The sequence below is a fragment of the Acidovorax sp. LjRoot38 genome (assembly GCF_964252975.1).
Taxonomy (GTDB): Bacteria; Pseudomonadota; Gammaproteobacteria; order Burkholderiales; family Burkholderiaceae_C; genus Acidovorax; species Acidovorax facilis.
The window spans coordinates 1-23163 of record NZ_CAXUPT020000024.1; the positions used below are offsets into that span (position 1 = coordinate 1).

At 62.4% G+C, this 23163-nt stretch carries 25 protein-coding genes and 4 tRNA genes; 11 read left to right on the forward strand and 18 right to left on the reverse strand.

Annotated elements, in window-relative coordinates; genetic code table 11:
- From ACSQ22_RS25090 to ACSQ22_RS25115, 6 genes are all read right to left on the reverse strand, one after another.
- The coding region (locus tag ACSQ22_RS25090) for a GTP-binding protein (RefSeq protein WP_421561726.1) at positions 1–198 on the reverse strand (198 nt) is incomplete at its 3' end.
- A 74-nt stretch (positions 199–272) separates the two neighbouring features.
- Positions 273–347, reverse strand: a tRNA-Thr gene (locus tag ACSQ22_RS25095).
- 61 nt (positions 348–408) lie between these two features.
- Positions 409–482, reverse strand: a tRNA-Gly gene (locus ACSQ22_RS25100).
- A gap of 74 nt (positions 483–556) precedes the next feature.
- Positions 557–642: transfer RNA gene (locus ACSQ22_RS25105), tRNA-Tyr, on the reverse strand.
- A 104-nt stretch (positions 643–746) separates the two neighbouring features.
- Positions 747–822: transfer RNA gene (locus ACSQ22_RS25110), tRNA-Arg, on the reverse strand.
- A 98-nt stretch (positions 823–920) separates the two neighbouring features.
- A complete protein-coding gene (locus tag ACSQ22_RS25115) occupies positions 921–1580 on the reverse strand; it encodes a TetR family transcriptional regulator (protein ID WP_121507808.1) in 660 nt (219 codons plus the stop codon).
- Between the two features lie 192 nt (positions 1581–1772).
- Between ACSQ22_RS25115 and ACSQ22_RS25120 the strand changes: the two genes are divergently transcribed.
- From ACSQ22_RS25120 to ACSQ22_RS25135, 4 genes are all read left to right on the forward strand, one after another.
- Positions 1773–3032, forward strand: coding sequence for an efflux RND transporter periplasmic adaptor subunit (locus tag ACSQ22_RS25120; RefSeq protein WP_121422023.1), 1260 nt, complete (start codon positions 1773–1775; stop codon positions 3030–3032).
- A gap of 13 nt (positions 3033–3045) precedes the next feature.
- On the forward strand, positions 3046–6201 hold the full coding sequence (locus ACSQ22_RS25125; RefSeq protein ID WP_436131862.1) for an efflux RND transporter permease subunit: 3156 nt from the start codon (positions 3046–3048) through the stop codon (positions 6199–6201).
- Entirely contained in the window at positions 6194–7609 is a 1416-nt protein-coding gene (locus ACSQ22_RS25130; RefSeq protein ID WP_436131863.1) for an efflux transporter outer membrane subunit, read from the forward strand. The genes ACSQ22_RS25125 and ACSQ22_RS25130 overlap by 8 nt, the downstream gene beginning before the upstream one ends.
- Positions 7610–7779: 170 nt before the next feature.
- Complete coding sequence (locus ACSQ22_RS25135) at positions 7780–8646, forward strand: c-type cytochrome (RefSeq protein ID WP_121422021.1); 867 nt, start codon at positions 7780–7782, stop codon at positions 8644–8646.
- Positions 8647–8737: 91 nt separating this feature from the next.
- On the opposite strand, the gene ACSQ22_RS25140 is transcribed toward ACSQ22_RS25135, so the two are convergent.
- The 3 genes from ACSQ22_RS25140 to ACSQ22_RS25150 all read right to left on the reverse strand — a co-directional run bounded on the left by ACSQ22_RS25140 (position 8738) and on the right by ACSQ22_RS25150 (position 10839).
- Positions 8738–9310, reverse strand: coding sequence for a DUF2946 family protein (locus ACSQ22_RS25140; RefSeq protein WP_121422020.1), 573 nt, complete (start codon positions 9308–9310; stop codon positions 8738–8740).
- The gene (locus tag ACSQ22_RS25145; protein ID WP_436131864.1) at positions 9303–10325 is read right to left on the reverse strand and encodes a YheT family hydrolase; all 1023 of its coding nucleotides are present in this window, start codon (positions 10323–10325) and stop codon (positions 9303–9305) included. Before ACSQ22_RS25145 ends, ACSQ22_RS25140 begins: the two co-directional genes overlap by 8 nt.
- Positions 10326–10389: 64 nt before the next feature.
- Positions 10390–10839, reverse strand: coding sequence for a YybH family protein (locus tag ACSQ22_RS25150; protein WP_055401297.1), 450 nt, complete (start codon positions 10837–10839; stop codon positions 10390–10392).
- A gap of 225 nt (positions 10840–11064) precedes the next feature.
- On the opposite strand from ACSQ22_RS25150, the gene ACSQ22_RS25155 reads away from it, so the two are divergent.
- The 6 genes from ACSQ22_RS25155 to ACSQ22_RS25180 all read left to right on the forward strand — a co-directional run bounded on the left by ACSQ22_RS25155 (position 11065) and on the right by ACSQ22_RS25180 (position 15297).
- Complete coding sequence (locus ACSQ22_RS25155; RefSeq protein ID WP_436131865.1) at positions 11065–11676, forward strand: LemA family protein; 612 nt, start codon at positions 11065–11067, stop codon at positions 11674–11676.
- Between the two features lie 37 nt (positions 11677–11713).
- Positions 11714–12658 (forward strand): TPM domain-containing protein, encoded by a 945-nt coding sequence (locus ACSQ22_RS25160; RefSeq protein ID WP_436131866.1) that lies wholly within the window; start codon positions 11714–11716, stop codon positions 12656–12658.
- Positions 12659–12660: 2 nt separating this feature from the next.
- Positions 12661–13206 (forward strand): TPM domain-containing protein, encoded by a 546-nt coding sequence (locus ACSQ22_RS25165; RefSeq protein ID WP_436131867.1) that lies wholly within the window; start codon positions 12661–12663, stop codon positions 13204–13206.
- A gap of 457 nt (positions 13207–13663) precedes the next feature.
- Complete coding sequence (locus ACSQ22_RS25170; RefSeq protein WP_121419970.1) at positions 13664–13951, forward strand: DUF4148 domain-containing protein; 288 nt, start codon at positions 13664–13666, stop codon at positions 13949–13951.
- Positions 13952–14033: 82 nt separating this feature from the next.
- A complete protein-coding gene (locus tag ACSQ22_RS25175; protein WP_121419969.1) occupies positions 14034–14327 on the forward strand; it encodes a DUF4148 domain-containing protein in 294 nt (97 codons plus the stop codon).
- A gap of 175 nt (positions 14328–14502) precedes the next feature.
- Complete coding sequence (locus ACSQ22_RS25180; RefSeq protein ID WP_436131868.1) at positions 14503–15297, forward strand: hypothetical protein; 795 nt, start codon at positions 14503–14505, stop codon at positions 15295–15297.
- Between the two features lie 94 nt (positions 15298–15391).
- Here the strand turns inward: ACSQ22_RS25180 and ACSQ22_RS25185 are convergent, their stop codons facing one another.
- The 9 genes from ACSQ22_RS25185 to ACSQ22_RS25225 form a co-directional block, all read right to left on the reverse strand.
- Complete coding sequence (locus ACSQ22_RS25185; protein ID WP_010467232.1) at positions 15392–15808, reverse strand: F0F1 ATP synthase subunit epsilon; 417 nt, start codon at positions 15806–15808, stop codon at positions 15392–15394.
- A gap of 75 nt (positions 15809–15883) precedes the next feature.
- Entirely contained in the window at positions 15884–17290 is a 1407-nt protein-coding gene (gene atpD / locus ACSQ22_RS25190) for a F0F1 ATP synthase subunit beta (RefSeq protein ID WP_055396243.1), read from the reverse strand.
- Between the two features lie 33 nt (positions 17291–17323).
- On the reverse strand, positions 17324–18190 hold the full coding sequence (atpG, locus tag ACSQ22_RS25195) for a F0F1 ATP synthase subunit gamma (protein ID WP_055396242.1): 867 nt from the start codon (positions 18188–18190) through the stop codon (positions 17324–17326).
- A gap of 18 nt (positions 18191–18208) precedes the next feature.
- The gene (atpA, locus tag ACSQ22_RS25200) at positions 18209–19762 is read right to left on the reverse strand and encodes a F0F1 ATP synthase subunit alpha (protein ID WP_055396240.1); all 1554 of its coding nucleotides are present in this window, start codon (positions 19760–19762) and stop codon (positions 18209–18211) included.
- 42 nt (positions 19763–19804) lie between these two features.
- Positions 19805–20347: a F0F1 ATP synthase subunit delta gene (locus tag ACSQ22_RS25205; protein WP_436131869.1), complete on the reverse strand. Its 543-nt coding sequence runs from the start codon at positions 20345–20347 to the stop codon at positions 19805–19807.
- A gap of 10 nt (positions 20348–20357) precedes the next feature.
- Positions 20358–20828 (reverse strand): F0F1 ATP synthase subunit B, encoded by a 471-nt coding sequence (locus ACSQ22_RS25210; protein WP_007847746.1) that lies wholly within the window; start codon positions 20826–20828, stop codon positions 20358–20360.
- 34 nt (positions 20829–20862) lie between these two features.
- Positions 20863–21132, reverse strand: coding sequence for a F0F1 ATP synthase subunit C (gene atpE / locus ACSQ22_RS25215; RefSeq protein ID WP_007847749.1), 270 nt, complete (start codon positions 21130–21132; stop codon positions 20863–20865).
- Between the two features lie 60 nt (positions 21133–21192).
- Positions 21193–22071, reverse strand: a complete 879-nt coding sequence (gene atpB / locus ACSQ22_RS25220) for a F0F1 ATP synthase subunit A (RefSeq protein WP_121422014.1) — start codon at positions 22069–22071, stop codon at positions 21193–21195.
- Between the two features lie 19 nt (positions 22072–22090).
- Positions 22091–22564 (reverse strand): ATP synthase subunit I, encoded by a 474-nt coding sequence (locus tag ACSQ22_RS25225; RefSeq protein ID WP_436131870.1) that lies wholly within the window; start codon positions 22562–22564, stop codon positions 22091–22093.
- Between the two features lie 275 nt (positions 22565–22839).
- Here ACSQ22_RS25225 and ACSQ22_RS25230 point away from each other — a divergent pair, with 275 nt between their 5' ends.
- The gene (locus tag ACSQ22_RS25230) at positions 22840–23157 is read left to right on the forward strand and encodes a YbeD family protein (protein ID WP_436131871.1); all 318 of its coding nucleotides are present in this window, start codon (positions 22840–22842) and stop codon (positions 23155–23157) included.
- The last annotated feature ends 6 nt before the right edge of the window (positions 23158–23163 follow it).

Below are 23163 nucleotides of genomic sequence, written 5' to 3' on the forward strand. Positions count from 1 at the left end.
AGCGGTGTTGATCGTGATACCGCGGGCCTTTTCTTCGGGCGCTGCATCGATCTGGTCGTATGCCTTGGCTTCACCGCCGAACTTGGCGGACAGCACGGTAGCGATGGCTGCCGTCAACGTCGTCTTGCCATGGTCCACGTGGCCGATTGTGCCCACGTTGACGTGAGGCTTGGTGCGCTCGAACTTACCTTTTGCCATTTTTCCGACTCCGAAAAAAATCTATACCAATACAACTGGATCTCGGCGCAACCAGAATCGGACGCACCTGAAAGTGGTGCCCATGGCGGGAATCGGACCCGCGACCTCTCCCTTACCAAGGGAGTGCTCTACCACTGAGCCACATGGGCAACTTGACACCGCTCGCGCGACATCAAAATCTCTAACTCAACAAACCAGCACAACAAGCAATGGAGCGGGAGACGGGAATCGAACCCGCGTCATTAGCTTGGAAGGCTAGGGTTCTACCATTGAACTACTCCCGCATCGACCAACAGTCTCTGCGCACCCAGCCCCGCAAACAACGAGACCAAGCACCAACCTCATCACTTCTATTCACTGGTGGAGGGGACTGGATTCGAACCAGTGTAGGCGTAAGCCAACAGATTTACAGTCTGCCCCCTTTAGCCACTCGGGCACCCCTCCGGAGAATTTCGAATTATAGCACCAGTTTTTTGCAGCCCAGAGAAATTCATAAGGCCAAGCCACCACGCCAAGTTCATGACAGGAGGCAAAGCTATACAAATCCATGGTGCGGCTGGCGGGGATCGAACCCACGACCCTTGGCTTCGGAGGCCAATACTCTATCCACTGAGCTACAGCCGCACGACCGAAATGGCACAGCTTCGTATTATCGCACGCCACCACACGTCGAAGGAATCAATCACAACCGACTCCCGCACAACGACGAAATGGATGGCACATCAGGAAGGAAGACTACAAACCTCGGCACCCGAGGACACCGGCAGCGAGAGCCCCAGCCCCAACAAAAAGGCATCGGTGCAGGCACCACCAACACCCACAAGATCAAAACCACCCTCGCTCAGGATCCAGTTTCGAATCAAGCCATCGAACAGGGCATGCAAACCAATCGCCGCCTCGATCGGAGCCATCGGCAAGACAACCCCCTGGTGCTGCGCCCCCAACGCGAAATCACGCGCCAGCTGCTGCGTAAAACCCTCCGACGCAGCCACATGGCGGTCACGCACCCCCACAAGCTCACTCACATACTCTACTTTGTAGAGCGCAATCTCAAAAACCCTGCGCGTTCGCTCATCTGAGGCAACGCCGCGCAGCACGAGCGCCATCACCGCGCGTAATCGCTGCACAGGGTCTGGGCAGGTACTGCTCTCAAACTCCCCGTAGCCTTGCTCCAGCGGAAGTGTCACCCGATCCATCATGGCATTGAAAAGATCCACTTTGTCCTTGAAGTGCCAGTAGATCGCTCCCCGCGTAGCCCCCGCAGCCTGCGCAATATCACTCAGCGAAGCGCGTGAGACCCCCTTCTCCCGAAAAACCTGCTCCGCCGCATCAATCAAGCCGTTGCGCGTGGCAACCGCATCTTCCTTGGTTCGACGCGCCATTGGTATTTGTCTCCTCGTTCTACACACTACGTACCCACACGATCCACAAAGGCATCGGCCGTCACAATTATACATTCATGTCTGTATGTATAATTGCGCACTTATTTTGTCGGGCTCTGGCCTGGTCGGGCCCTCGGCAAGCGGCCCATCCCCTACAACCCGATTCCTTGACGCCCATCAAAAAGGACTCCCATGCTGCGTGATGCATCTGCAACCCCCTCCTTTAGCGCCTTTCCCACCCGCAGGGCTGTCTCTCTGGTTGCCTTGACAGCAACAACACTGTTTCTCGCCTCTTGTGGCAAGACGGATGGCCAAGCACCCGCTGGAGGGCCGCAAATGCCACCTGTTGAGGTGGGTGTGGTGACGGCAACTCCTGGCGATGTCGGCTTGATCACCGAATTGCCGGGGCGTGTGGAGGCCTCGCGGGTTGCACAGGTACGTGCTCGCGCCGCAGGCATCCTGCAGCAGCGCCTTTTCAAGGAAGGCAGTGATGTGAAGGCAGGGCAGTCGCTGTTCCGCATTGACCCCGCCCCCTACGCCGCCGCATCGGAAAGCGCGCGCGCTGGCCTGGCCAAGGCCCAGGCCAACCTCGCACAGGCCAGTGCTCAAGTGGAACGCTACCGCCCGCTGGTGAGTGCCAACGCCATCAGCAAACAGGATTTTGTGAATGCCGAAGCTGCCGAAAAGCAGGCACAGGCAGATGTGGCCACCGCCCGGGCTGCCGTACGTACGGCAGACATCAACCTGGGTTATGCCAGTGTGACCTCGCCCATCTCGGGCCGCATCGGCCGGGCTCTGGTTACCGAAGGTGCGCTCGTGGGACAAGGCGAAGCAACGCCCCTGGCGGTGGTGCAGCAGATCGACCCCGTGTACGTGAACTTCACCCAGTCGGCGGGCGACGTCTTTCAGTTGCGACGGGCCATGGAAAGTGGACAGTTCAAGCGTGCTGGCAGCGCAGAGGCCGCCAGTGTCAAACTCGTGATGGGCGATGGTTCGGAGTACGCCCAGACAGGAAAGCTGCTGTTCACCGACCTGTCGGTGGACGCCACCACGGGCCAGGTCACGCTGCGCGCCGAGGTGCCCAACCCCAAGGGCGAGCTGCTGCCCGGCCTGTACCTGCGCGTGCGCATTGAGCAAGCCCAGGCCAGCAATGCCATCACCCTGCCTCAGCAGGCTGTCACGCGCACCCAGCAGGGCGACACCGTGAGCGTGGTGGGCGAAGACGGCAAGGTGTCCCAGCGCACCATCAAGGTCAGCGCCGCACAAAACAACCGGTGGGTGGTTCTTGAGGGGCTGAAGGCCGGAGAAAAGATCATGGTGGACGGTTTCCAGAAGCTGCAGATGCTGCCTCCCGGCACGCCCGTAAAACCCGTCCCGTGGCAAGCTCCGGGGGCGCCTTCGGCACAGGCCGCCACACCTGCTGCATCGGCCGCTTCGGCATCGAAGCCATAAGGGGCATTCCAGCATGGCCAAGTTCTTTATCGACCGCCCCATCTTTGCATGGGTGATTGCCTTGTTCATCATGGTGATGGGCGGGGTGGCGATCACGCAGTTGCCGATCGCCCAGTATCCCCCTGTCGCGCCGCCGTCCATCGTCATCAACGCGGCCTACCCCGGCGCCTCCGCGCAAACCCTCGAAGACAGCGTGCTATCGGTGATTGAACGCGAGATGAACGGCTCACCCGGGCTGATCTACATGGAGTCGGTCGCGCAGGCCGATGGCTCCGGCAGCATCACCCTGAGCTTCCAGCCCGGCACCAACGCCGACCTGGCGCAGGTCGATGTGCAGAACCGGCTCTCGCGAGCCACGCCACGCCTGCCCTCGGCCGTGACCCAGCAAGGCGTGCGCGTGGACAAGTCGCGCTCCAACTTCCTGCTGTTCACCATGCTCTCGTCCACCAATCCGGCCACGGACACTGTGGCCCTGGGCGACTACGCATCGCGCAACGTGGTGCCCGAACTGCAGCGCCTGAAAGGCATTGGCCAAGCTCAGCTGTTCGGTACCGAGCGTGCCATGCGCATCTGGATCGACCCGGCCAAGATGGTGAGCTTCAACCTCTCGGCGGCCGAGATCACAGCCGCCATCCGTGCGCAGAACGCGCAGGTGGCCAGCGGCACCATCGGCGACCTGCCCAATGTGGCGGGCCAGGGCATCGCAGCCACCGTGGTGGTCAACGGACAGCTCTCCAGCGTGGAGCAGTTCGGCAACATCGTGCTGCGCGCCAATACCGATGGCTCCACGGTCCGCATCAAGGACGTGGCGCGTGTCGAGCTGGGCGGACAGGCCTATGCCACGGCTGCACGCCTGAACGGCAAGCCCGCCGTAGGCATCGGCGTCCAACTGTCCCCCAGCGGCAATGCCCTCGAAGCCGCCAAGGCCGTGCGCACCAAGATGGATGAACTCTCGCGCTACTTCCCCGAGGGCATGAGCTGGAGCATCCCCTACGACAGCTCGCGCTTCGTGGACATCTCCATCACCCAGGTGGCCAAGACACTGCTGGAAGCCGTGGCGCTGGTGTTCCTGGTGATGTTCCTGTTCCTGCAGAACTGGCGCTACACCATCATCCCGACCATCGTGGTGCCCATCGCACTGCTGGGTACGTTCGCCACACTGCTGGCGCTGGGTTTCTCGATCAACGTGCTGACCATGTTCGGCATGGTGCTGGTCATCGGCATCGTGGTGGACGATGCCATCGTGGTGGTGGAGAACGTCGAGCGCATCATGAGCGAGGAGGGTCTTTCGCCACTGGAGGCCACCCGCAAGGCCATGCGCCAGATCTCGGGCGCCATCATCGGCGTGACCGTGGTGCTGATCTCGGTGTTCGTACCTTTGGCCTTTTTTGCCGGGTCCACCGGCAACATCTACCGCCAGTTCTCGGCGGTGATGGTGGCATCCATCGCTTTCTCGGCCTTCATGGCGCTGTCGCTCACACCGGCACTGTGCGCGACGCTGCTCAAGCCCGTAGAAGCCGGCCACCACCATGAAAAACGCGGCTTTTTCGGCTGGTTCAACCGCAGCTTCTCACGCACGGCCAAGGGGTACGAAGGCTTTGTTGCGCGCATGCTCAAGCGGGGCGCGCGCTACCTGGTCATTTACGCCGCCATCATCGGCGCCGTGACCGTGGTGTACATGCGCTTGCCCACCTCGTTCCTGCCCAGCGAAGACCAGGGCAACATCATCGTCAATGTGCAACTGCCCCCCGGTGCGACACAGGAACGCACGCTGGCCGTGATGCAACAGGTTGAGGAATTCATCCTCAAGCAGCCCGAAGTTCAAAGCATGGTTGGTGTGCTGGGTTTCAGCTTTTCCGGCCAGGGCCAGAATGCGGCCCTCGCCTTTGTGACCCTGAAGGACTGGAGCGAGCGCCACGGCCCGGGTCAGTCTGCGCAAGACGTGGCCAATCGCGCTTTTGGCGGGCTGATGGGCATCCGCGACGCGTTCATCTTCCCGCTGAGCCCTCCCCCCATTCCCGAACTGGGCAACGCCAGCGGCTTCACATTCCGCCTGCAGGACCGAGGAGGCGCCGGGCACGAGGCATTGGTGAAGGCACGCAATCAGCTGCTGGGCATGGCCTCGCAAAGCAAAGTGCTGACCCAGGTGCGCCCGGATGGACTGGAAGACGCACCCCAGCTGCAGATCGATATCGACCGCGACAAGGCCAATGCGCTGGGTGTGCCGTTTGATGCGATCAACTCTGCACTGTCCACGGCACTGGGTTCGAGCTATGTGAACGATTTCCCGAACCAGGGCCGCCTGCAGCGTGTGGTGGTGCAAGCCGATGCGCCTGCACGCATGCAGCCGGACGATCTGCTGAAGATCAACGCCGCCAACAGCCAGGGCAAACCTGTGCCACTTTCGGCATTTGCCACAACGCGCTGGGTCAACGGCGCACAGCAGACGGTGCGCTACAACGGTTATCCCGCCATGCGCATCTCGGGCGCACCGGCCCCTGGTTTCAGCACGGGCGCAGCGATGGCAGAGATGGAAAAACTCGCCGGCCAGTTGCCTGCAGGCTTCGGCTTCGAATGGACCGGCCAGTCGCGCGAGGAAAAACTGGCGGGCTCACAATCGCTGATCCTCTACAGCTTTGCCATCCTGGCCGTGTTCTTGTGCCTGGCCGCGTTGTATGAGAGCTGGTCGATTCCGCTGGCCGTGATTCTCGTGGTGCCGCTGGGGGTGCTGGGTGTGCTGCTGGCCACCCTGCTGCGCGGCTATGCCAATGACGTGTACTTCCAGGTGGGGCTGATCACCATCATCGGGCTGTCAGCCAAGAACGCGATTTTGATCATCGAATTTGCGAAGGACCTGCAAGCCCAGGGCAAGAGCGTGATCGAGTCGGCACTGGCGGCGGCCCACCTGCGGTTCCGCCCCATCGTTATGACGTCGATGGCCTTTGGCCTCGGGGTGTTGCCACTGGCCATTGCGTCGGGGGCCGGCTCGGCCAGCCAGCGCGCCATCGGCACCGGCGTGCTGGGCGGGATGATCACCGGCACGGTGCTGGCCGTGTTCTTCGTGCCCGTGTTCTTCGTAGTGGTGCGCAGTCTGTTCAAGGGCAGCGCGCGCCAGCAGGAGATGAACCGCCGCCACGCAGAAGAAGCAGGAGTTGGAACCCATGACTAATAACCCCCGCACTACCGCCATCGCCCTGGCAACGGCCCTGCTTCTGGCCGGCTGTTCGTTCATAACCACGTACGAGCGCCCTGCAGCGCCAGTGCCGGCCACCTATGCCACCACGGACGCGGCAGCCCCAGGCACAGCAACTGCCGCGCCCTGGCAAGATTATTTTGCCGAGCCCCGGCTGCGCCAGCTCATCGAGGTGGCCCTGGCCAACAACCGCGACCTGCGCGTGGCCGTGCTCAACATCGAGCAGGCCCGCGCCACATTCCAGGTGCGCAGGGCCGACCTGTACCCCGGCGTGGGCCTGGCCGCCAACGCGAGCCGCGCGCCCGCCGCAGGGTCCGGCGATCTGACCAACTCGTTCAGCGTGGGCCTGGCCGTTTCGGCCTGGGAGATCGACTTCTTTGGCCGCATTGCAAGTCTCAAGGAACAGGCCCTTGCCCAGTACCTCGCCACCGAAGAAGGCCGCAACGCCACACAGGTCAGCCTCGTGGCTGCCGTGGCCAACGGCTGGTTGAACCTGCTGGCCGATGAAGAACTGCTGGACCTGTCGCGCCAGACCCTCGCCTCGCGCGAGGAGTCCATCCGATTGACCAAGATGCGCCTCGATGCAGGCGTGGCTTCGGAGCTGGACTTTCGCCAGGCCGAGTCACTGACCCAGGCGGCGCGGGCCACGCTGGCCCAGCAGCAGCGCCAGCGCGCGCTCGACGAAAACGCCCTGGCGTTGCTGTTGGGACAAGCCCTGCCCGATGACATTCGTGCCAGCCTCACAGGCAGCAGACTGGCAGCCGCCCCCGCCATGGCACAGCTGCCGGCGGGGCTCCCATCCGAACTACTGACCCGCCGCCCCGACATCCGCCAAGCGGAGCAGCAGCTGATTGCTGCCAATGCCAACATTGGCGCCGCCAGGGCCGCGTTCTTCCCGCGCATCTCGCTCACAGCGCAGGCAGGCACCGCCAGCGGCGAGCTGTCGGGCCTGTTCAAGAGCGGCTCGTGGGGGTTCACGCTTGCACCCTCCCTGCTGCTGCCCATCTTTGATGCAGGGCGCAACCAGACCAACCTGGAAAGCGCCCAAGCGGGCCGCAGCATCGCCGTCGCGCAATACGAAAAAGCCATCCAGACGGCCTTTCGCGAAGTGTCGGACGCGCTGGCCGGCCAGGCCACACTGGGCGAGCAGGCGCAGGCGCAACAGCTGCAGGCGCAGGCCGAGGCCTCCCGGCTGCAACTGTCTGATCTGCGCTACCGCAATGGCGTGTCGAGCTACCTGGACCTGCTGGACGCCCAGCGCTCGCTGTTCACGGCGCAACAGGCTGTAGTGCAGGTGAAACTTGCCCAATTGCAAAACCAGGTGGCTCTGTACAAGGCCCTGGGCGGCGGTGCACCCGAAACGACAGCAGGCAACCCCTCCTGACGCAGGCGGCGGCAAGCTTGGCGCGGCCCCCATGGTTTTCGGGCGCGTGCCAGGCTCAGGCTGTGTGGGGTGAGATACAGGGCGCGCGCGGGCCTGACCCGAAGGCAACAGCCCCGCAGATATAATTTAAGGTTGATTTCATCAAAGCCCCCGATACACCAGAGGACGTCATGAGCGACAACCACCACGAAGAAGCCCATACCGGCCCGATCAAGAACCCCAAGCAGTTGCTGGTCGCGGTACTTTTCTCGTTTGTGATTCCGATCTTTGCCATCATTGGCTTGGTCCTGTACGTCACGTCGGCAGACAAGCCTGCCGCTGGTGCCGTCAATCCTGAGAAAGCCATTGCCGAGCGCATCCAGAAGGTGGGCATGGTCGAGATCCGTGACGCCAACCGCCCTCTCCGGGCTGGCGAAGAGGTGTACAAGGGCCAGTGCGCCGCCTGCCATGCAACCGGCGCCGCTGGTGCTCCCAAATTTGCCGACGCTGGCGCCTGGACGGCCCGCATCGCCACCGGCTTTGAAACGCTGGTGCAATCCGCCCTGAAGGGCAAGGGTGCGATGGCACCGCAAGGTGGTGGCGACTTCAACGACACCGAAATCGCACGGGCCGTGGCCTATATGGCCAATGCTGCCGGTGCCAAATTTGCCGAGCCTGCAGCACCCGCTGCGGCTGGTGCTGCTCCGGCAGCCGCAGAAGCCGCTCCCGCCGCCCCCGCCACGCCGGTGGCAGCAGCAGCCCCCGCCGCAGAAGCCGCGCCAGCCGCTGCCGCGCCGGTGGCAGCGGCCGCCGCCGCGGGCGCAGGCGAAGCCCTGTACAAGCAGGCCTGCCAGGTGTGCCATGCTGCAGGCGTAGCCGGTGCTCCCAAGTTTGGTGACAAGGCCGCCTGGTCGGCCCGCCTGCCTGCCGGCATCGATGCGCTGTACAACAGCGTGGCCAAGGGCAAGGGCGCAATGCCTCCCCGTGGCGGTGCAGCCCAGGCGTCAGACGCCGACCTGCGCGCAGCGGTCGAGTTCATGGCTGCCGCCGCCAAGTAAGCCTTCCCCTTGCGGCATGTGCGGTGCACCCTTTGGGGCATTGCATGCAGGCATAAAAAAAGCCGGTTCAGTGGACCGGCTTTTTTGCTTTTCAGGATTGCTTTGTATCCACCATGCGCGGTGACCCAGGGGTTTCGCGGGCACCCCACTGGCCCTGCGGGCTCATGACAAAGCCGTAGCGATCAGGCAACTCTTCCGCCAGCACTTCCTGCGGCAGCCAGCGCCCCGCTTCCACGGCTTCGGCCACCAGAGGCACGTCCAGCGTATGCACCAGGCCCACGCCCAGCGCCGACGTCAGGTAGACGTAGCCCTGCGCGTCCACCAGGCAGTCCTGCACCGCCGCGCCACGGCCCGTGTGGGACACCACCGAAAAATCGGACTGTATGCGCCAGATCCAGGGCGTAGCCTCCAGCTCTACATACACCCGCTGGGGCCCGTTCTGAAAGAACCATCGCCCCTGCCCATCGGCTTCGTAATTGCGCGCGATGAAGCCGATGAGCTTTTCATGCTGCAGCAAAGACCCCTTGCTCTGCGGAAACGGCCCTGCTGCCTGAGCCTGGTCATCGCGCAGGTACCAGTGGCCACGCGCGTCCAGGCCCAGCCAGCCATAACAGTCGGGCACGTTGGGCCACTTGGCCAGCGCCTGTTTGACGATGTCATCCATGCGGCGATTGTGCGCCCGCCCGCGTCCCAGCCCCTGCGTGTTCCGCCAACCACCCGCCCACCGCGTCGGGCATGGCACGCACGTGCCCCGGCAGGCGGCCATGGGCAAAACCGACGTGGCCGCCGTGTGGAGGCTGCCAGAGCGTGACGAACCCATTGCGCACCTCGTGCGGCAGCGGAAGGCTGGCGGCCGGGACAAACGGATCGTTGCGCGCATTCACCACCAGGGCCGGAACGCGGATGTGGTGCAGCAGCGGCTTGGCCGACGCCCGCTGCCAGTAGTCCTCGGTGTTCCGAAAGCCATGCAGTGGCGCGGTGAACACGTTGTCAAACGCATACAGGTCGCGCGCGGCCATCAGTGCCTGGCGATCGAACAACCCGGGGTGCTGCGCGAGTTTGCGCAGCGCCTTGGGCACCAGGGTGCGCATGAACATGCGTGTGTAGACCTGTCGGTTGAAGCCACGCCCGATGGCGTTCCCCCCTGCGGCCAGATCGATGGGCGAGCACACGGCCGCCACGGCATCGGCGCTGCGCGCAGCGTCTTCGCCCACCTCGGCCGCCCAGCGCAAGAGCGCATTGCCGCCCAACGAGACCCCCACGGCCACCAAGGGGCCCTGGTGCGACGCACGCAGGCGCTGCAGCATCCAGCCGATCTCTGCGTGGTCGCCGGAGTGGTAGGCGCGGGGCGCCCGGTTGATCTCGCCACTGCAACCCCGGAAATGGGGCAAGGCGCAGGCCCAACCGCGCTCGCGCGCCCAGTCGGCAAAGGCCTCACAGTAATGGCTGCGCGACGAGCCTTCCAGGCCATGGAAGACCACCAACAGCGGCCGGAGTGCCGCAGGCGCCGTGGCACCCTCCTCCAGCAGAAAATCCACGTCTACAAAGTCACCGTCCGGCGTGTCCCAGCGCTCTCGGCGGTACACGGGGCGGGGGCCGAACACGCGGCGCGAATACAGGGCTGGCCAGATGGTCTGGAGCTGTCCACCGGGCAACCATCGAGGTGCTACATATTTCATAGCTATTTGCGCTTTCCTATCAAGCGCCAGACCCTAAAAAGGCTTGGATTCAAGGCCCCACCACTCAGTGCAGCACGGGCCGTTGGGCGTCCACCACCTGCGCATCGGGCGCGACGCCGGGGCTCGCATGGTGGGCCACCAGGCGCCAGCCTTCCGGGGTCTTGTGATAGACATTGGTGGCCAGCACCACGGCCTGGTGCAGGCCGTCGGGCAGCATCACCTCGACCTGCTCGACCACGCTGTGCACAGCGCTGGTCAGCGCCACCACACGGTGCACCTGCAACGGCCGCGCCCGCACCGTGCCATGCGAAAACATCGCCTCGAACGCCGTGCGAATCGCCCCAGCACCCAGCAGCCGGGGCCCGCCGGGATGCACGCAGATGATGTCGTCGTCTTCTGCCCAGCAGGACATCAAAAGCTCGATGTCGCCCCGCTGCAAAGCCTCATAGAACGCGGCTTCGGTTTCGTCCGAGGAACCTCCGAGGGTGGCGGCGCTGGCGCGAGAACGGGGCATGGTGGTTGGTGAGGCGTCTGGGATGGAAGGTGGCGCGGCGGCCATGCGGCCCGCCATGTGCGGGTTGCTATTGTGCGGCCATCTCCCAAAGCCTTGTGGCCCGCCCGGAAAGTGGCACCAGGGACGGCACTTGTTGCAGAATCAGCCAAGCTGCCGGTTGATGGCACCTTGGCATCTTGTCTCTGTGCCCCAAACTGTCCCTGAACTCCACCTGGCGAAGCCACCATGATCCAACGCATTTTTGCCCTGTTGACCGCCCTGCTGACGCTCAGCGCATTGACCGGCTGCGGCTACAACGACTTCCAGCGGCTGGACGAGCAGTCCAAGGCCGCGTGGAGCGAGGTCCTCAACCAGTACCAGCGCCGCGCGGACCTTGTGCCCAACATCGTCGCCACCGTTAAGGGCGAGGCCAACTTCGAGCAGGAAACCCTGACGCGCGTGGTCGAGGCGCGCGCCAAGGCCACCTCGATCCAGGTCACGCCCGAAACCCTGAACAACCCCGAGGCGTTCAACAAGTTCCAACAGGCGCAGGGCGAGTTGTCGGGCGCGCTGTCGCGGCTGATGGTGGTGTCCGAGCGCTATCCCACGCTGCAGGCCAACCAGGGCTTTCGCGACCTGCGCGTGACGCTGGAAGGCACCGAGAACCGCATCACCGTGGCGCGCAACCGCTACATCCAGACGGTGCAGGAATACAACGTGCTCGCGCGCAGCTTTCCCACAAACCTGACCGCCATCGCGTTCAGCTATGCGCCCAAGCCCAGCTTCGCCGTGGCCAACGAAGCCCAGATCTCCGCGCCGCCCACCGTGGATTTCTCCGCGTCCAAGCCCAAGCCTTGAACGCGGCCCTCTCCACCGCTGAAAATTTGAGAAAAATATGCCCCTAGCGCTTATTTATAAAGCGCTGATAGCTATATTATTGATAGCATTTGCAGTCCCATGGGCGCATGCTGACAGTGGCCTGTTGCCCGTGCCCGCGCTCACCGGCCCCGTCATCGACCAGACCGGCACCCTGAGCGCCTCCGACAAGGCCGCGTTGGAGACGCAGCTGCAAACGCTGGAGCAGACCCGGGGCGCGCAGGTGGTGGTGCTGATGGTGCCCACCACCGCTCCCGAAGACATTGCATCGTTCGCCAACCGCGTGGGCAACACCTGGAAGATCGGGCGCCGCGACGTGGGTGACGGCGTGCTCGTGATCGTGGCCAAGAACGACCGCAAGATGCGCATCGAGGTCGCCAAGACCCTGGAAGGCGCCATCCCCGACATTGCAGCGGCGCGCATCATCGACGGCGCCATGAAGCCCCGGTTCCAGCAAAGCGACTATGCAGGCGGCCTGCGCGACGCCGTCATCCAGCTCTCCGCACGCATAGCCGGTGAGGCGTTGCCAGCACCGGCGAGCAACAGCGGCGCCGCAGCCCACAGCCCCGACACCAGCCGCGACGGATTCGACTGGACGGACCTCGCCATCTTTTTGTTTTTCGGCGTGATGGTGGCGGGACCGGTGATGCGCAGCATTTTTGGCAGCCGCCTCGGGGGCCTGCTCATGGGCGGCGGTGTGGGCTTGTTGGCCTTTGTGGTTACCTCCAGCCTGATCGTGGCGGGCGGCGCCGGCCTCATCGCTCTGCTTTACACCTGGATCTTCGGCGGCACTGGCGGTGGCAGCAGCCGACGGCGTGGTCGAGGCGGTGCGGCGGTCGGCGGCTGGGGCGCGGGTGTCGGCGGCGGAGGCTGGAGCGGCGGTGGCAGCAGCAGCGACAGTGGCGGGTTCAGCTCGGGTGGCGGTGGCGATTTTGGAGGCGGCGGCGCCTCGGGGGACTGGTGAACATGGGTCCAGGATCAACAACCACCACCTCCATAGCGACCTTACCGGCCGCCCTCTGGCGCCTGGCCCGCCATCGCTGGGGCGAGCCCCAGACACGCCGCGCGCTGCCCGGCGACACCCTGGAGCGCCTGGCCGCGCGGGTGGCAGCCAGCGAGCAGCAGCACACGGGCCAGATCCGCATCGTCGCCGAAGCCAGCCTGCCCTGGAGCTACCTGCGCCGCAACGCCAGCGCGCGTGAACGCGCCCTCATGCTGTTCAGCAAATACCGCGTGTGGGACACCGAGCACAACAACGGCGTGTTGATCTATCTGCTGCTGCCCGAGCACGCGATAGAGATCGTAGCCGACAGGGGCCTTGCCCGGCATGTGGCAGCGGACGAATGGCGCGATGTGATTGCGCTGATGGCTCCCCGCTTTCGCCAGGAGCAGTACGAAGAGGGCCTCGCACAAGCCGTCGACGCCGTGTCGTTGCGCCTTGCCCGGCACTTTCCACGCCTGCCCGATACGCCCGAGCACAACGAATTGCCGGACGCACCGGTGCTGCGCTAGACATCGCACGCGCAGCCTCCACGGCGGGAGGCTGATCGCACGGAGTTGCCTCCAGAAAGTGGGTTGACGCTGCGGGCTTTTGACGGCCCGTCCAAGCGATTTGCGGGCCCAGCAGAAGCGCGGTTTGGCGGGGGAGTGGCTGGCGCTTCCTGCACCGTGCATGTCTTTCGGGGCATTCTCACTGTTCCAAATAAGCCGCAGGGTTTTCCTCTAGAACACCTTGTTTCAAGGCGATCTTCTCGCTCATTACGAAATCCCCGACCGAAGTTCCCAGCCTATTGTTTCCAATACTGGAACAGTTAGTTTGCGACTCGGTGGTTTTTCTTTGGACTTCACCCGCGTACAGTTCAACCCATCGATGAGCCGAACCCGCAAGGCGACTCACCGAACCCGGTGCAGGAATGGTTTTTTGACCCGGCTTTTTTGAGACGCTTTTTAACTTCCAAGGATTTTCATCATGAACAACACCGCCCGCTTCCTCTCCATCGCTGCCGTTGCCGCTTTCGCCTCTTTCGGAGCACAGGCTGACGAAGCCGATGCTTCGCAATTCGCTACCAAATTTGAAACCAACCGCACCCGCGCTGAAGTGCAAGCAGAGGCCGCCAGCGTTGCCCAGACCCGCTCCATCGAGCCGGCAGGCTCGCGTGTGTTGACCTACACGTCCACGGCTGACCGCGCTGCCGTGCGTGCCCAGGCTGCCGAAGCCCTGCGCGCTGGCCAGATCCCTTCGGGTGAGCGTGGTTGATTCTTGTTGAATCCACGGTTCACACGTTTTCGTATTGCCAAGTACCTCGTCCCTATTTTTTGAATTTCACTGGAGTTTCACCATGAACAAGTCTGTCCGTTTCCTCTCTATCGCCGCTGTTGCCGCTTTCACTGCTTTCGGCGCCCACGCTGACGAAGCCGATGGTTCGCAATTTGCCCTGAAGTTCGACACGAACCGCACCCGTGCCGAAGTGGCCGCTGAAGCAGCCACCGTGGCCCAGACCCGCAGCATCGAGCCTGCTGGTTCGCGTGTGGTGACATACACGTCCACGGCTGACCGCGCTGCTGTGCGCGCCCAGGCTGCTGAAGCCCTGCGCACTGGCAAGATCCCTTCGGGCGAATTCAGCGCCATGTAATTTGCACGGCAGGTGCTGCGGCGGCACGCCGACGCAGTCTCACGCTCAAAAGCCGAGGCCCCTCACGGGGCCTCGGCTTTTTTCTGCCCTGCCAATCGTGAACAGATTGACAATGGCCCAGTCACCGGCCCAGAACACCTCAATGGCTTCCAGCTACCGCTCCATCGACCATGTCATGCTGCGCCTTCACGCAGCCGAGCCTTTGTTTCAGCTCTTCAGCGAGACCTTCGGGTTGCCCGTGGCCTGGCCCTTGCAACGTACTGATTTCGCCACGTATGGCTGGGTCCATCTGGGCAACACTGACCTCGAATTGTGGGCAGCGACCGCCAACGGCGATCTTCCCGACCATGCGCAACCGCCCTTGATCCACGGTTTTGCTCTGGAGCCTGCTTCGCCCCTGGCCGAAAGCCTGGAGCACGCTATGGAGGCAGGCATCACTTGCAAGCCTCCCCGCGCCTTCCAGTCCGAGAACAGCCGGGGCGAAAGGGTCACCAATTTCACCAATTCCGTGCTGCTCGAGCTTTCCTCTCCAAGCTGCTGTGTGTTCTTTTGCGAGTGGGATCGGCGTGCGGCCCTCTACCCCTGGCCCGAAACCTCAACGCCGGTAGAACGCCGCGCGCAGCATCGGCAGGCCCTTCGGGACAGCGGGGGCGGCCCCCTGGGAATCACCGGACTGCATGCCCTGCGCATGGGCACCCCGGATGTGCAAACACACCAGCGCCATTGGCGGGCACTCACAGGCTCGCAGCCTGGCAATCCCATTGCAGTCACGCCGGATGTCTGTCTGGAGCTGGTTCCAGGAGAACACTTGCTGATTGAATCGCTGTCGCTGAGCGTGCGCTCACTATCTATAGCGCGTGCCTTTCTAAGCAGCCGGCATTTGCTTCAGGCGGACAGCGGCGATGTGCTTTCCGTGGCGTGTGAAGGGCTGCAACTTCACCTGCGGGAAACGTCCCCCACCTTGCCTTAAAGCAGACTTCCATGACCGCTTGCTGTTTTCCAGCAGGCGGGCATAAAAAAACCCGGCCAAGCCGGGTTTTGGGGCAGATCCACCAAGATCTGAATCACTTCTTCTGGCGGAACTTGCGAAGCGCAGCAATCTGCGCCGCCATCACGGCCAGTTCGGACTGGGCCTTTGCCAGGTCGATTTCGCTCTTGGCATTCTTGAGCGCTTCCTCGGCGGAGGCCTTGGCGGCGTTGGCCTTCTCGTCGTCCAGATCCTTGCCACGGATGGCGGTATCGGACAACACAGTCACGCAGTTGGGCTGCACTTCCAGAATGCCACCGGCCACGAAGACAAACTCTTCGGAACCGTCAGCCATTTCGATGCGCACCGAGCCCGGCTTGATACGGGTGATCAGCGGGGTGTGGCGGGGATAGATGCCCAACTCGCCAGCTTCGCCAGGCAGCGCCACGAAACGCGCTTCACCGGAGAAGATGGACTCTTCGGCACTGACCACATCAACGTGGATGGTGTTCATCATTGCTCCTAGGAAAAGGTGGGTTGCTTGATTGCTGAAGGCCGAGCGGCGGTTGGCTGCTCAGCCGCCGGGCAATCAGGCCACCTTCTTGGCCTTTTCGAAGGCTTCGTCAATGGTGCCCACCATGTAGAACGCCTGTTCTGGCAGGTGATCGCATTCGCCGTTCACGATCATCTTGAAACCACGGATGGTTTCCGACAGTGGAACGTACTTGCCTGGCGAGCCCGTGAACACTTCGGCCACGTGGAAAGGCTGCGACAGGAAACGCTGGATCTTGCGCGCGCGGGCCACGGCCAGCTTGTCTTCAGGTGCCAGTTCGTCCATGCCCAGAATGGCGATGATGTCGCGCAGTTCCTTGTAGCGCTGCAGCGTGCCTTGCACCGCACGGGCCGTAGCGTAGTGGTCTTCGCCCACGACGTTCGGGTCCAGCTGGCGGCTGGTGGAGTCCAGAGGATCCACGGCAGGGTAGATACCCAGCGAGGCGATGTCACGCGAAAGCACCACGGTGGAGTCCAAGTGGGCGAACGTCGTGGCAGGCGATGGGTCGGTCAAGTCATCGGCAGGCACGTACACGGCCTGGATGGAGGTGATCGAGCCGACCTTGGTCGACGTAATACGCTCTTGCAGACGGCCCATTTCTTCGGCCAGCGTAGGCTGGTAGCCCACGGCGGAAGGCATGCGGCCCAGCAGAGCGGACACTTCGGTACCGGCCAGCGTGTAGCGGTAGATGTTGTCCACGAAGAACAGCACGTCACGGCCTTCGTCGCGGAACGACTCGGCGATGGTCAGGCCGGTCAGCGCAACGCGCAGACGGTTGCCTGGGGGCTCGTTCATCTGGCCGTACACCATGGCAACCTTGGACTCTTCGAGCTTCTCCAGGTTCACCACGCCGGAATCGGCCATTTCATGGTAGAAGTCGTTCCCTTCGCGGGTACGCTCGCCCACACCAGCGAACACCGACAGACCGCTGTGGGCCTTGGCGATGTTGTTGATGAGTTCCATCATGTTCACGGTCTTGCCCACGCCCGCGCCACCGAACAGGCCCACCTTGCCGCCCTTGGCGAACGGGCACACCAGGTCGATCACCTTGATACCGGTTTCCAGCAGCTCTTGCGAAGGCGACAGTTCGTCGTACGCAGGGGCCTTGCGGTGGATGGAGGCCGTCAGTTCCTGGCTCACGGGACCACGTTCGTCGATGGGAGCACCCAACACGTCCATGATGCGGCCCAGCGTCGCCTTGCCCACGGGCACGGTGATGGAGTTGCCGGTGTTGGTCACCATGATGCCGCGGCGCAGGCCGTCGGACGAACCCAGCGCAATGGTACGCACCACGCCGTCGCCCAACTGCTGCTGCACTTCCAGCGTCAGGGTCGAGCCGTCGAGCTTCAGAGCGTCGTAAATCTTGGGCATCTGGTCGCGCGGGAACTCAACGTCCACCACAGCGCCGATACATTGAACAATCTTGCCTTGCACTTGAGCCATTTTTCGCTCCAATAAAGATGTTGGTTGAGCTGCTTACACAGCAGCGGCGCCAGCCACGATTTCCGAAAGTTCTTTCGTGATCGCTGCCTGGCGCGTCTTGTTGTAGACCAGCTTCAACTCGCCAATGACGCTGCCGGCGTTGTCGGTGGCGGCCTTCATGGCCACCATGCGTGCCGACTGCTCGGACGCCATGTTTTCCGCAACGGCCTGGTAGATCAGGGACTCGACATAGCGGACCAGCAGATCGTCGATCACGGTCTGTGCATCGGGCTCGTAGATGTAGTCCCAGCCATGTTCAGTCTTGTCGGCCTGCATCTGCGCGGACGACAGGGGGAGCAACTGCTCCACCACCGATTCCTGCTTCATGGTGTTGATGAACTTGGTGTACGAGAGGTACACCGCGTTGATCTTGCCTTCAGCATACGCATCGAGCAGCACCTTGACCGGTCCGATCAGCTTGTCCAGATGGGGCGTGTCGCCCAGGCCCGTCACGTGCGAAACCACCTTGGCACCGACACGGTTCAGGAAACCCAGGCCCTTGTTGCCAATGGCAACCGCCTCGGTGGACACGCCAGCGCCCTGCAGCTCACGCAGCTTGGACGTCACGACGCGCAGCACGTTGGTGTTCATGCCACCGCACAGGCCCTTGTCGGTCGTCACCACGATCACGCCAGCCGTCTTGGCATCGTTCACTTTCATGAACGGATGCACGTATTCAGGGTTGGCCTGGCCGAGATTGGCTGCAATGTTGCGGATCTTCTCGCTGTAAGGGCGGGCAGCCCGCATCCGCTCTTGCGCCTTGCGCATTTTGGATGCAGCCACCATTTCCATGGCTTTGGTGATCTTTTTGGTGTTCTCCACCGACTTGATCTTGCCGCGTATTTCCTTGCCTGCTGCCATGATGGCTCCTCGTCCGGTTTAAGCGAACGACTTCTTGAACGCGGCGATGGCTGCGGTCAATTCGGCTTCTGCGTCCTTGTCCATGGCCTTGGCCTGTTCCAGCTTGGCCAGCAGAGCGGCGTGGCTGGTCTTCAGGAACTGGTGCAGGCCGTGTTCGAAGTCGAGAACCTTCTTGACGTCGATGTCGTCCATGAAGCCCTTGTTCACAGCAAACAGCGTGGAAGCCATCAGCGAGATGGACAGCGGGCTGTACTGCGCCTGCTTGAGCAGTTCGGTCACGCGGGCGCCGCGGTCGAGCTGCTTGCGGGTGGCTTCATCCAGGTCGGAAGCGAACTGCGCGAACGCAGCCAGTTCACGGTACTGGGCCAGGTCGGTACGGATACCACCGGACAGGTTCTTCACCAGCTTCGTCTGAGCAGCACCACCGACGCGCGACACCGAGATACCGGCGTTGATGGCGGGGCGGATACCGGCGTTGAACAGCGAGGTTTCCAGGAAGATCTGACCGTCCGTGATCGAGATCACGTTGGTAGGCACGAAAGCGGACACGTCGCCAGCTTGCGTTTCGATGATCGGCAGTGCGGTCAGCGAACCCGTCTTGCCCTTGACTTCACCCTTGGTGAAGGCTTCGACGTAGTCGGCATTCACGCGGGCTGCACGTTCGAGCAGACGGCTGTGGAGATAGAACACGTCGCCAGGGTAGGCTTCGCGGCCTGGTGGGCGACGCAGCAGCAGCGACACTTGACGGTAAGCCACAGCTTGCTTGGACAGGTCGTCATACACGATCAGGGCGTCTTCGCCACGGTCGCGGAAGTATTCGCCCATGGTGCAGCCAGAGTAGGCCGACACGTACTGCATGGCAGCCGATTCGGAAGCCGACGCGGCCACCACAATCGTGTATTCCATGGCACCGGCTTGTTCCAGTGCGCGCACCACGTTCTTGATCGACGAAGCCTTCTGACCGATGGCAACGTAAATACAGGTCACGCCTTGGCCCTTCTGGGCGATGATGGCGTCGATGGCCACTGCCGTCTTGCCGGTCTGGCGGTCACCAATGATCAGCTCGCGCTGGCCACGGCCCACAGGCACCATGGAGTCGATGGACTTCAGGCCGGTTTGCAGAGGCTGGTCCACCGATTTACGGGCGATCACGCCCGGAGCGACCTTTTCGATCACGTCGGTGAGCTTGGCGTTGATAGGACCCTTGCCATCAATGGGCTGGCCCAGGGCGTTCACCACGCGGCCGATCAGCTCGGGACCGACGGGTACTTCCAGAATGCGGCCCGTGCACTTGACGGTGTCGCCTTCGGAGATGTGCTCGTACTCACCCAGAATCACGGCGCCGACGGAGTCGCGCTCCAGGTTCAACGCAAGACCGTAGGAAGGCTGGCCGTCCTTGGTGGCGGGGAACTCCAGCATTTCACCTTGCATCACGTCCGACAGGCCGTGAACGCGAACGATACCGTCCGACACAGACACCACGGTGCCCTGATTGCGGATATCGCTGCTGGCAGCCAGACCTTCGATGCGGCTCTTGATGAGTTCAGAAATTTCTGCGGGATTGAGTTGCATGACTCTTTCCTTCTTTCTTTGGTTCGCTGTCCTCGCCGCGCGTTACGCGGTGAGGGCCGCTTTCATTTGTTCAAGACGGGCCTTGACCGAAGTGTCCAGCACCTCGTCACCCACCACTACGCGAATGCCGCCGATCAGGGACTCGTCCTGCTGAACAGCGAGATTGAGCTTGCGGCCGAAGCGCTTTTCCAGCGCTGCGCTGACCTCGGACAGTGCGGCACTGTCCATCGGAAAAGCGCTGTACACCACGGCATCCGAAGAGCCGTTGCGGCGATTCACGAGGGCACGAAACTGCGCAGCCACTTCCGGGAGCGCGTTGATGCGTCCGTTGTCGATGACTGTGCGCAGGAAATTCTTGGCCGTATCGGACAGCGCCGAACGCGCAACACCCGTGAAGACGGCAAACACCTGGTCTGCCGTCACCTTGGGGTTGTCCGCCAGCTGACGCAACTGGGGGTTGGCGGCAATGGCCGCCAGTTCATCGACCCAGTCAGCGGTGCTGGCCAGGTCCATGCCCGCACCCGCAGTAGCGGCCTTGAACAGGGCATCGGCGTAAGGGCGGGCAATGGTGGCGAGTTCAGCCATGTGTGTCCCCTTACAGCTCGGTCTTCAGGCGGTTGAGCAGGTCGGCGTGAACGCCGGCATTGACTTCCTTGCGGAGAATCTGCTCAGCACCCTTGACGGCCAGCGCTGCCACCTGCTCACGCAGGGCTTCGCGGGCTTGCACCGTTTGCTGCTCGGCTTCGGCACGGGCGGAGGCAACAATCTTGTTGCCTTCTTCCGTGGCGCGTGCCTTGGCTTCTTCGATGATGGCCTGGGCACGTCGGTCGGCGTCCGCAAGACGCGAGGCCGTTTCGTTGCGCGCCTGTGACAGCTCCTTTTCGACGCGCTGGTTGGCAGCGGTCAGTTCGGACTTGGCACGGTCGGCAGCAGCGAGGCCTTCGGCGATTTTCTGGGCTCGTTCATCCAACGCCTTCGCGATCGGGGGCCACACGAATTTCATCGTGAACCACACCAGGATCAAGAAGACGATGGCCTGAATGAACAGGGTCGCATTGATACTCACGGCAACACCTTTCTAGAGTGGCGTTGAACGGGACTTACTTGGGCAGGTTGGCCAAGAACGTCGAAGCGAAGGGGTTGGCGAAAGCGAACAGCAGAGCGATAGCCACGCCGATCAGGAAGGCGGCGTCGATCAGACCAGCCAAGATGAACATCTTGGTTTGCAGTTCGTTGATCAGTTCAGGCTGACGTGCCGACGATTCGAGGAACTTGCCGCCCATCAGTGCGATACCGATGGAAGCGCCGATAGCGCCCAGACCAACGATCAGACCACAAGCCAGAGCGACGAGACCGAGAATGTTTTCCATGATGACTCCTGAGTTAAAAAAAGAAAGGTTGAAAAAGAAAAGGGAAACGAAAGGGAACCGTTAGTGCGCGTTGTGCGCCTGACCGAGGTAGATCAGTGCAAGCATCATGAAGATGAAGGCTTGCAGAGAGATCACCAGAATGTGGAACAGCGTCCAGATGGTGCCAGCGATGACGTGGCCCACAGGCAGCAGCACACCCGACAGCGACAGTGCAGCCGCACCACCCATCAGGGCGATCAGCATGAACACCAGTTCACCGGCGTACATGTTGCCGAACAACCGCATGCCATGCGATACGGTGTTGGCGACATATTCAATGATCTGCATCAGCAGATTCACGACGCCCAGAATCAGGGCGAAGATGGGGTTCTTGCTGGTGCCGAACGGAGCCGACACGAGTTCATGCGCCCAGCCGCCAGCGCCCTTGATCTTGACGCTGTACCAGAAGCGCAGGATCAGAATGGCAAATGCCAGCCCCAGGGTGGTAGACAGGTCGGCCGTAGGCACGACACGCAGATAGGCGTGGTGGGGATCATGACCAGCAGCGCCATAGATCTTGGCCCAGATGGCGGGCAGCAGGTCCACCGGCAACATGTCCATGAAGTTCATCAGGAAGATCCAGACAAACACCGTGAGACCCAGAGGAGCAATGAACTTGCGGCTCTCGGCGTTGTGGATATTGGCCTTGGCCTGGTTGTCCACCATCTCGACCAGCATTTCCACCGCCGCCTGGAAGCGACCGGGCACACCGGAGGTTGCCTTACGGGCAGCTGACCACAGGATCAAAAGGGTGAGCACACCCAGAACCAGACCGACGATGATCGAGTCATAGTTGATGACGGTGAAATCAACAATCTTGGTCTGGTTGACGTTTTGAAGATGCTGCAGGTGGTGAACGATGTATTCACTTGCAGTCGGAGCGTGCGCTTCTGCGGCCATCGGACAACTCTTCTCTATATCAATCGGTTTTTCGGACACCGGGTCGCACCAAAAGCGCCACCCAGTACGTTTTCATTGCGACCACCATGCCAACCAGCAAGGCAATCCAGCTCAAGCCCGACACCAGCCGAGGTGCCACAGCAAGCAGCGCCACCGTCAGCACGATCTTGGCAATCTCCCAACCAAAGAATCCCACCATGGCAGCACGCGGCTTGGAAGACGCCGAATGGCGCAACACACCGCGTGCAAACAACGCTGCCGGCGCAACCACAGCCAGCGCACCATAAGCCGCAGACCAGCCCACAGATGCCCTGCCCGTCAGAGCCCAGGCCACCAGGGCCACCAGCATCCCGACCAGTGCCTGACCCGCCACCACCTTCCACACAGAGATGGAAGGATTGCGACTGCGCCACACCTCAGCCTCCTCGGCCGTCAGGGGCTTGAAGTCAGATTCTTCAGCCTCAATTTCAGTCTCTGGCGGGATTGTTTTCATTGTTGAATGACGCCCGCGTTACAGACTGCAACTTTCACAAAGCCTCTAATTATAAGTAAAAACCCGTGACGCACGACAAAGACCTGCAAGCCCGGCCCAAAACCGGTGCGCGTGCATGCGCTGTTGTGGTGACAGGCCAACGGCTTTCCGATCCTTTCCGCACTGCCGTGCACTGGCCTGGGGCAGGCTGCCTGCACCCAAGCGGCAGCACAACAACCCCGCTGGCGCACAATGGCAAAGCCCCGCCAGCTATTGAAACCGAAGCAGTACGCACCATGACAACCTCCAGCCCACCACCTGCCAATGGCCTCGACACACAGGCTAACGATCCACGCAAAGACTCGTTGATCGAATACCCCTCCAGGTTCCCCATCAAGGTCATGGGCGCCAAGGTGGACGGCTTCGTGCATGCTGTCACTGAACTGGCCCGCCAGTTCGACCCCACTTTTGACGCCAGCACCATTGAACTGCGAGACAGCCGCGCTGGCAATTACCTCGGAGTAACCATCACCATCACCGCGACCAGCCGGGAGCAGCTCGACAACCTGTACCGCGCACTGTCGTCACACCCCCTGGTGAAAGTGGTGCTGTAGCCCCGG

Bases quoted from the DNA above. Each gene is read 5' to 3' on its own strand.
- ACSQ22_RS25150 (WP_055401297.1), bottom strand. From the start codon at position 10,839: ATGCCCCGTTCTCGCGCCAGCGCCGCCACCCTCGGAGGTTCCTCGGAC.
- ACSQ22_RS25155 (WP_436131865.1), top strand. From the start codon at position 11,065: ATGATCCAACGCATTTTTGCCCTGTTGACCGCCCTGCTGACGCTCAGC.
- ACSQ22_RS25185 (WP_010467232.1), bottom strand. From the start codon at position 15,808: ATGAACACCATCCACGTTGATGTGGTCAGTGCCGAAGAGTCCATCTTC.
- ACSQ22_RS25165 (WP_436131867.1), top strand. From the start codon at position 12,661: ATGGGTCCAGGATCAACAACCACCACCTCCATAGCGACCTTACCGGCC.
- ACSQ22_RS25140 (WP_121422020.1), bottom strand. From the start codon at position 9,310: ATGGATGACATCGTCAAACAGGCGCTGGCCAAGTGGCCCAACGTGCCC.
- ACSQ22_RS25125 (WP_436131862.1), top strand. From the start codon at position 3,046: ATGGCCAAGTTCTTTATCGACCGCCCCATCTTTGCATGGGTGATTGCC.
- ACSQ22_RS25130 (WP_436131863.1), top strand. From the start codon at position 6,194: ATGACTAATAACCCCCGCACTACCGCCATCGCCCTGGCAACGGCCCTG.
- ACSQ22_RS25120 (WP_121422023.1), top strand. From the start codon at position 1,773: ATGCTGCGTGATGCATCTGCAACCCCCTCCTTTAGCGCCTTTCCCACC.
- atpE (WP_007847749.1), bottom strand. From the start codon at position 21,132: ATGGAAAACATTCTCGGTCTCGTCGCTCTGGCTTGTGGTCTGATCGTT.
- ACSQ22_RS25175 (WP_121419969.1), top strand. From the start codon at position 14,034: ATGAACAAGTCTGTCCGTTTCCTCTCTATCGCCGCTGTTGCCGCTTTC.
- ACSQ22_RS25135 (WP_121422021.1), top strand. From the start codon at position 7,780: ATGAGCGACAACCACCACGAAGAAGCCCATACCGGCCCGATCAAGAAC.
- atpG (WP_055396242.1), bottom strand. From the start codon at position 18,190: ATGGCAGCAGGCAAGGAAATACGCGGCAAGATCAAGTCGGTGGAGAAC.
- ACSQ22_RS25225 (WP_436131870.1), bottom strand. From the start codon at position 22,564: ATGAAAACAATCCCGCCAGAGACTGAAATTGAGGCTGAAGAATCTGAC.
- atpD (WP_055396243.1), bottom strand. From the start codon at position 17,290: ATGGCTCAAGTGCAAGGCAAGATTGTTCAATGTATCGGCGCTGTGGTG.
- ACSQ22_RS25230 (WP_436131871.1), top strand. From the start codon at position 22,840: ATGACAACCTCCAGCCCACCACCTGCCAATGGCCTCGACACACAGGCT.
- ACSQ22_RS25170 (WP_121419970.1), top strand. From the start codon at position 13,664: ATGAACAACACCGCCCGCTTCCTCTCCATCGCTGCCGTTGCCGCTTTC.
- ACSQ22_RS25115 (WP_121507808.1), bottom strand. From the start codon at position 1,580: ATGGCGCGTCGAACCAAGGAAGATGCGGTTGCCACGCGCAACGGCTTG.
- ACSQ22_RS25205 (WP_436131869.1), bottom strand. From the start codon at position 20,347: ATGGCTGAACTCGCCACCATTGCCCGCCCTTACGCCGATGCCCTGTTC.
- ACSQ22_RS25145 (WP_436131864.1), bottom strand. From the start codon at position 10,325: ATGAAATATGTAGCACCTCGATGGTTGCCCGGTGGACAGCTCCAGACC.
- ACSQ22_RS25160 (WP_436131866.1), top strand. From the start codon at position 11,714: ATGCCCCTAGCGCTTATTTATAAAGCGCTGATAGCTATATTATTGATA.
- atpB (WP_121422014.1), bottom strand. From the start codon at position 22,071: ATGGCCGCAGAAGCGCACGCTCCGACTGCAAGTGAATACATCGTTCAC.
- ACSQ22_RS25180 (WP_436131868.1), top strand. From the start codon at position 14,503: ATGCTGCGCCTTCACGCAGCCGAGCCTTTGTTTCAGCTCTTCAGCGAG.
- atpA (WP_055396240.1), bottom strand. From the start codon at position 19,762: ATGCAACTCAATCCCGCAGAAATTTCTGAACTCATCAAGAGCCGCATC.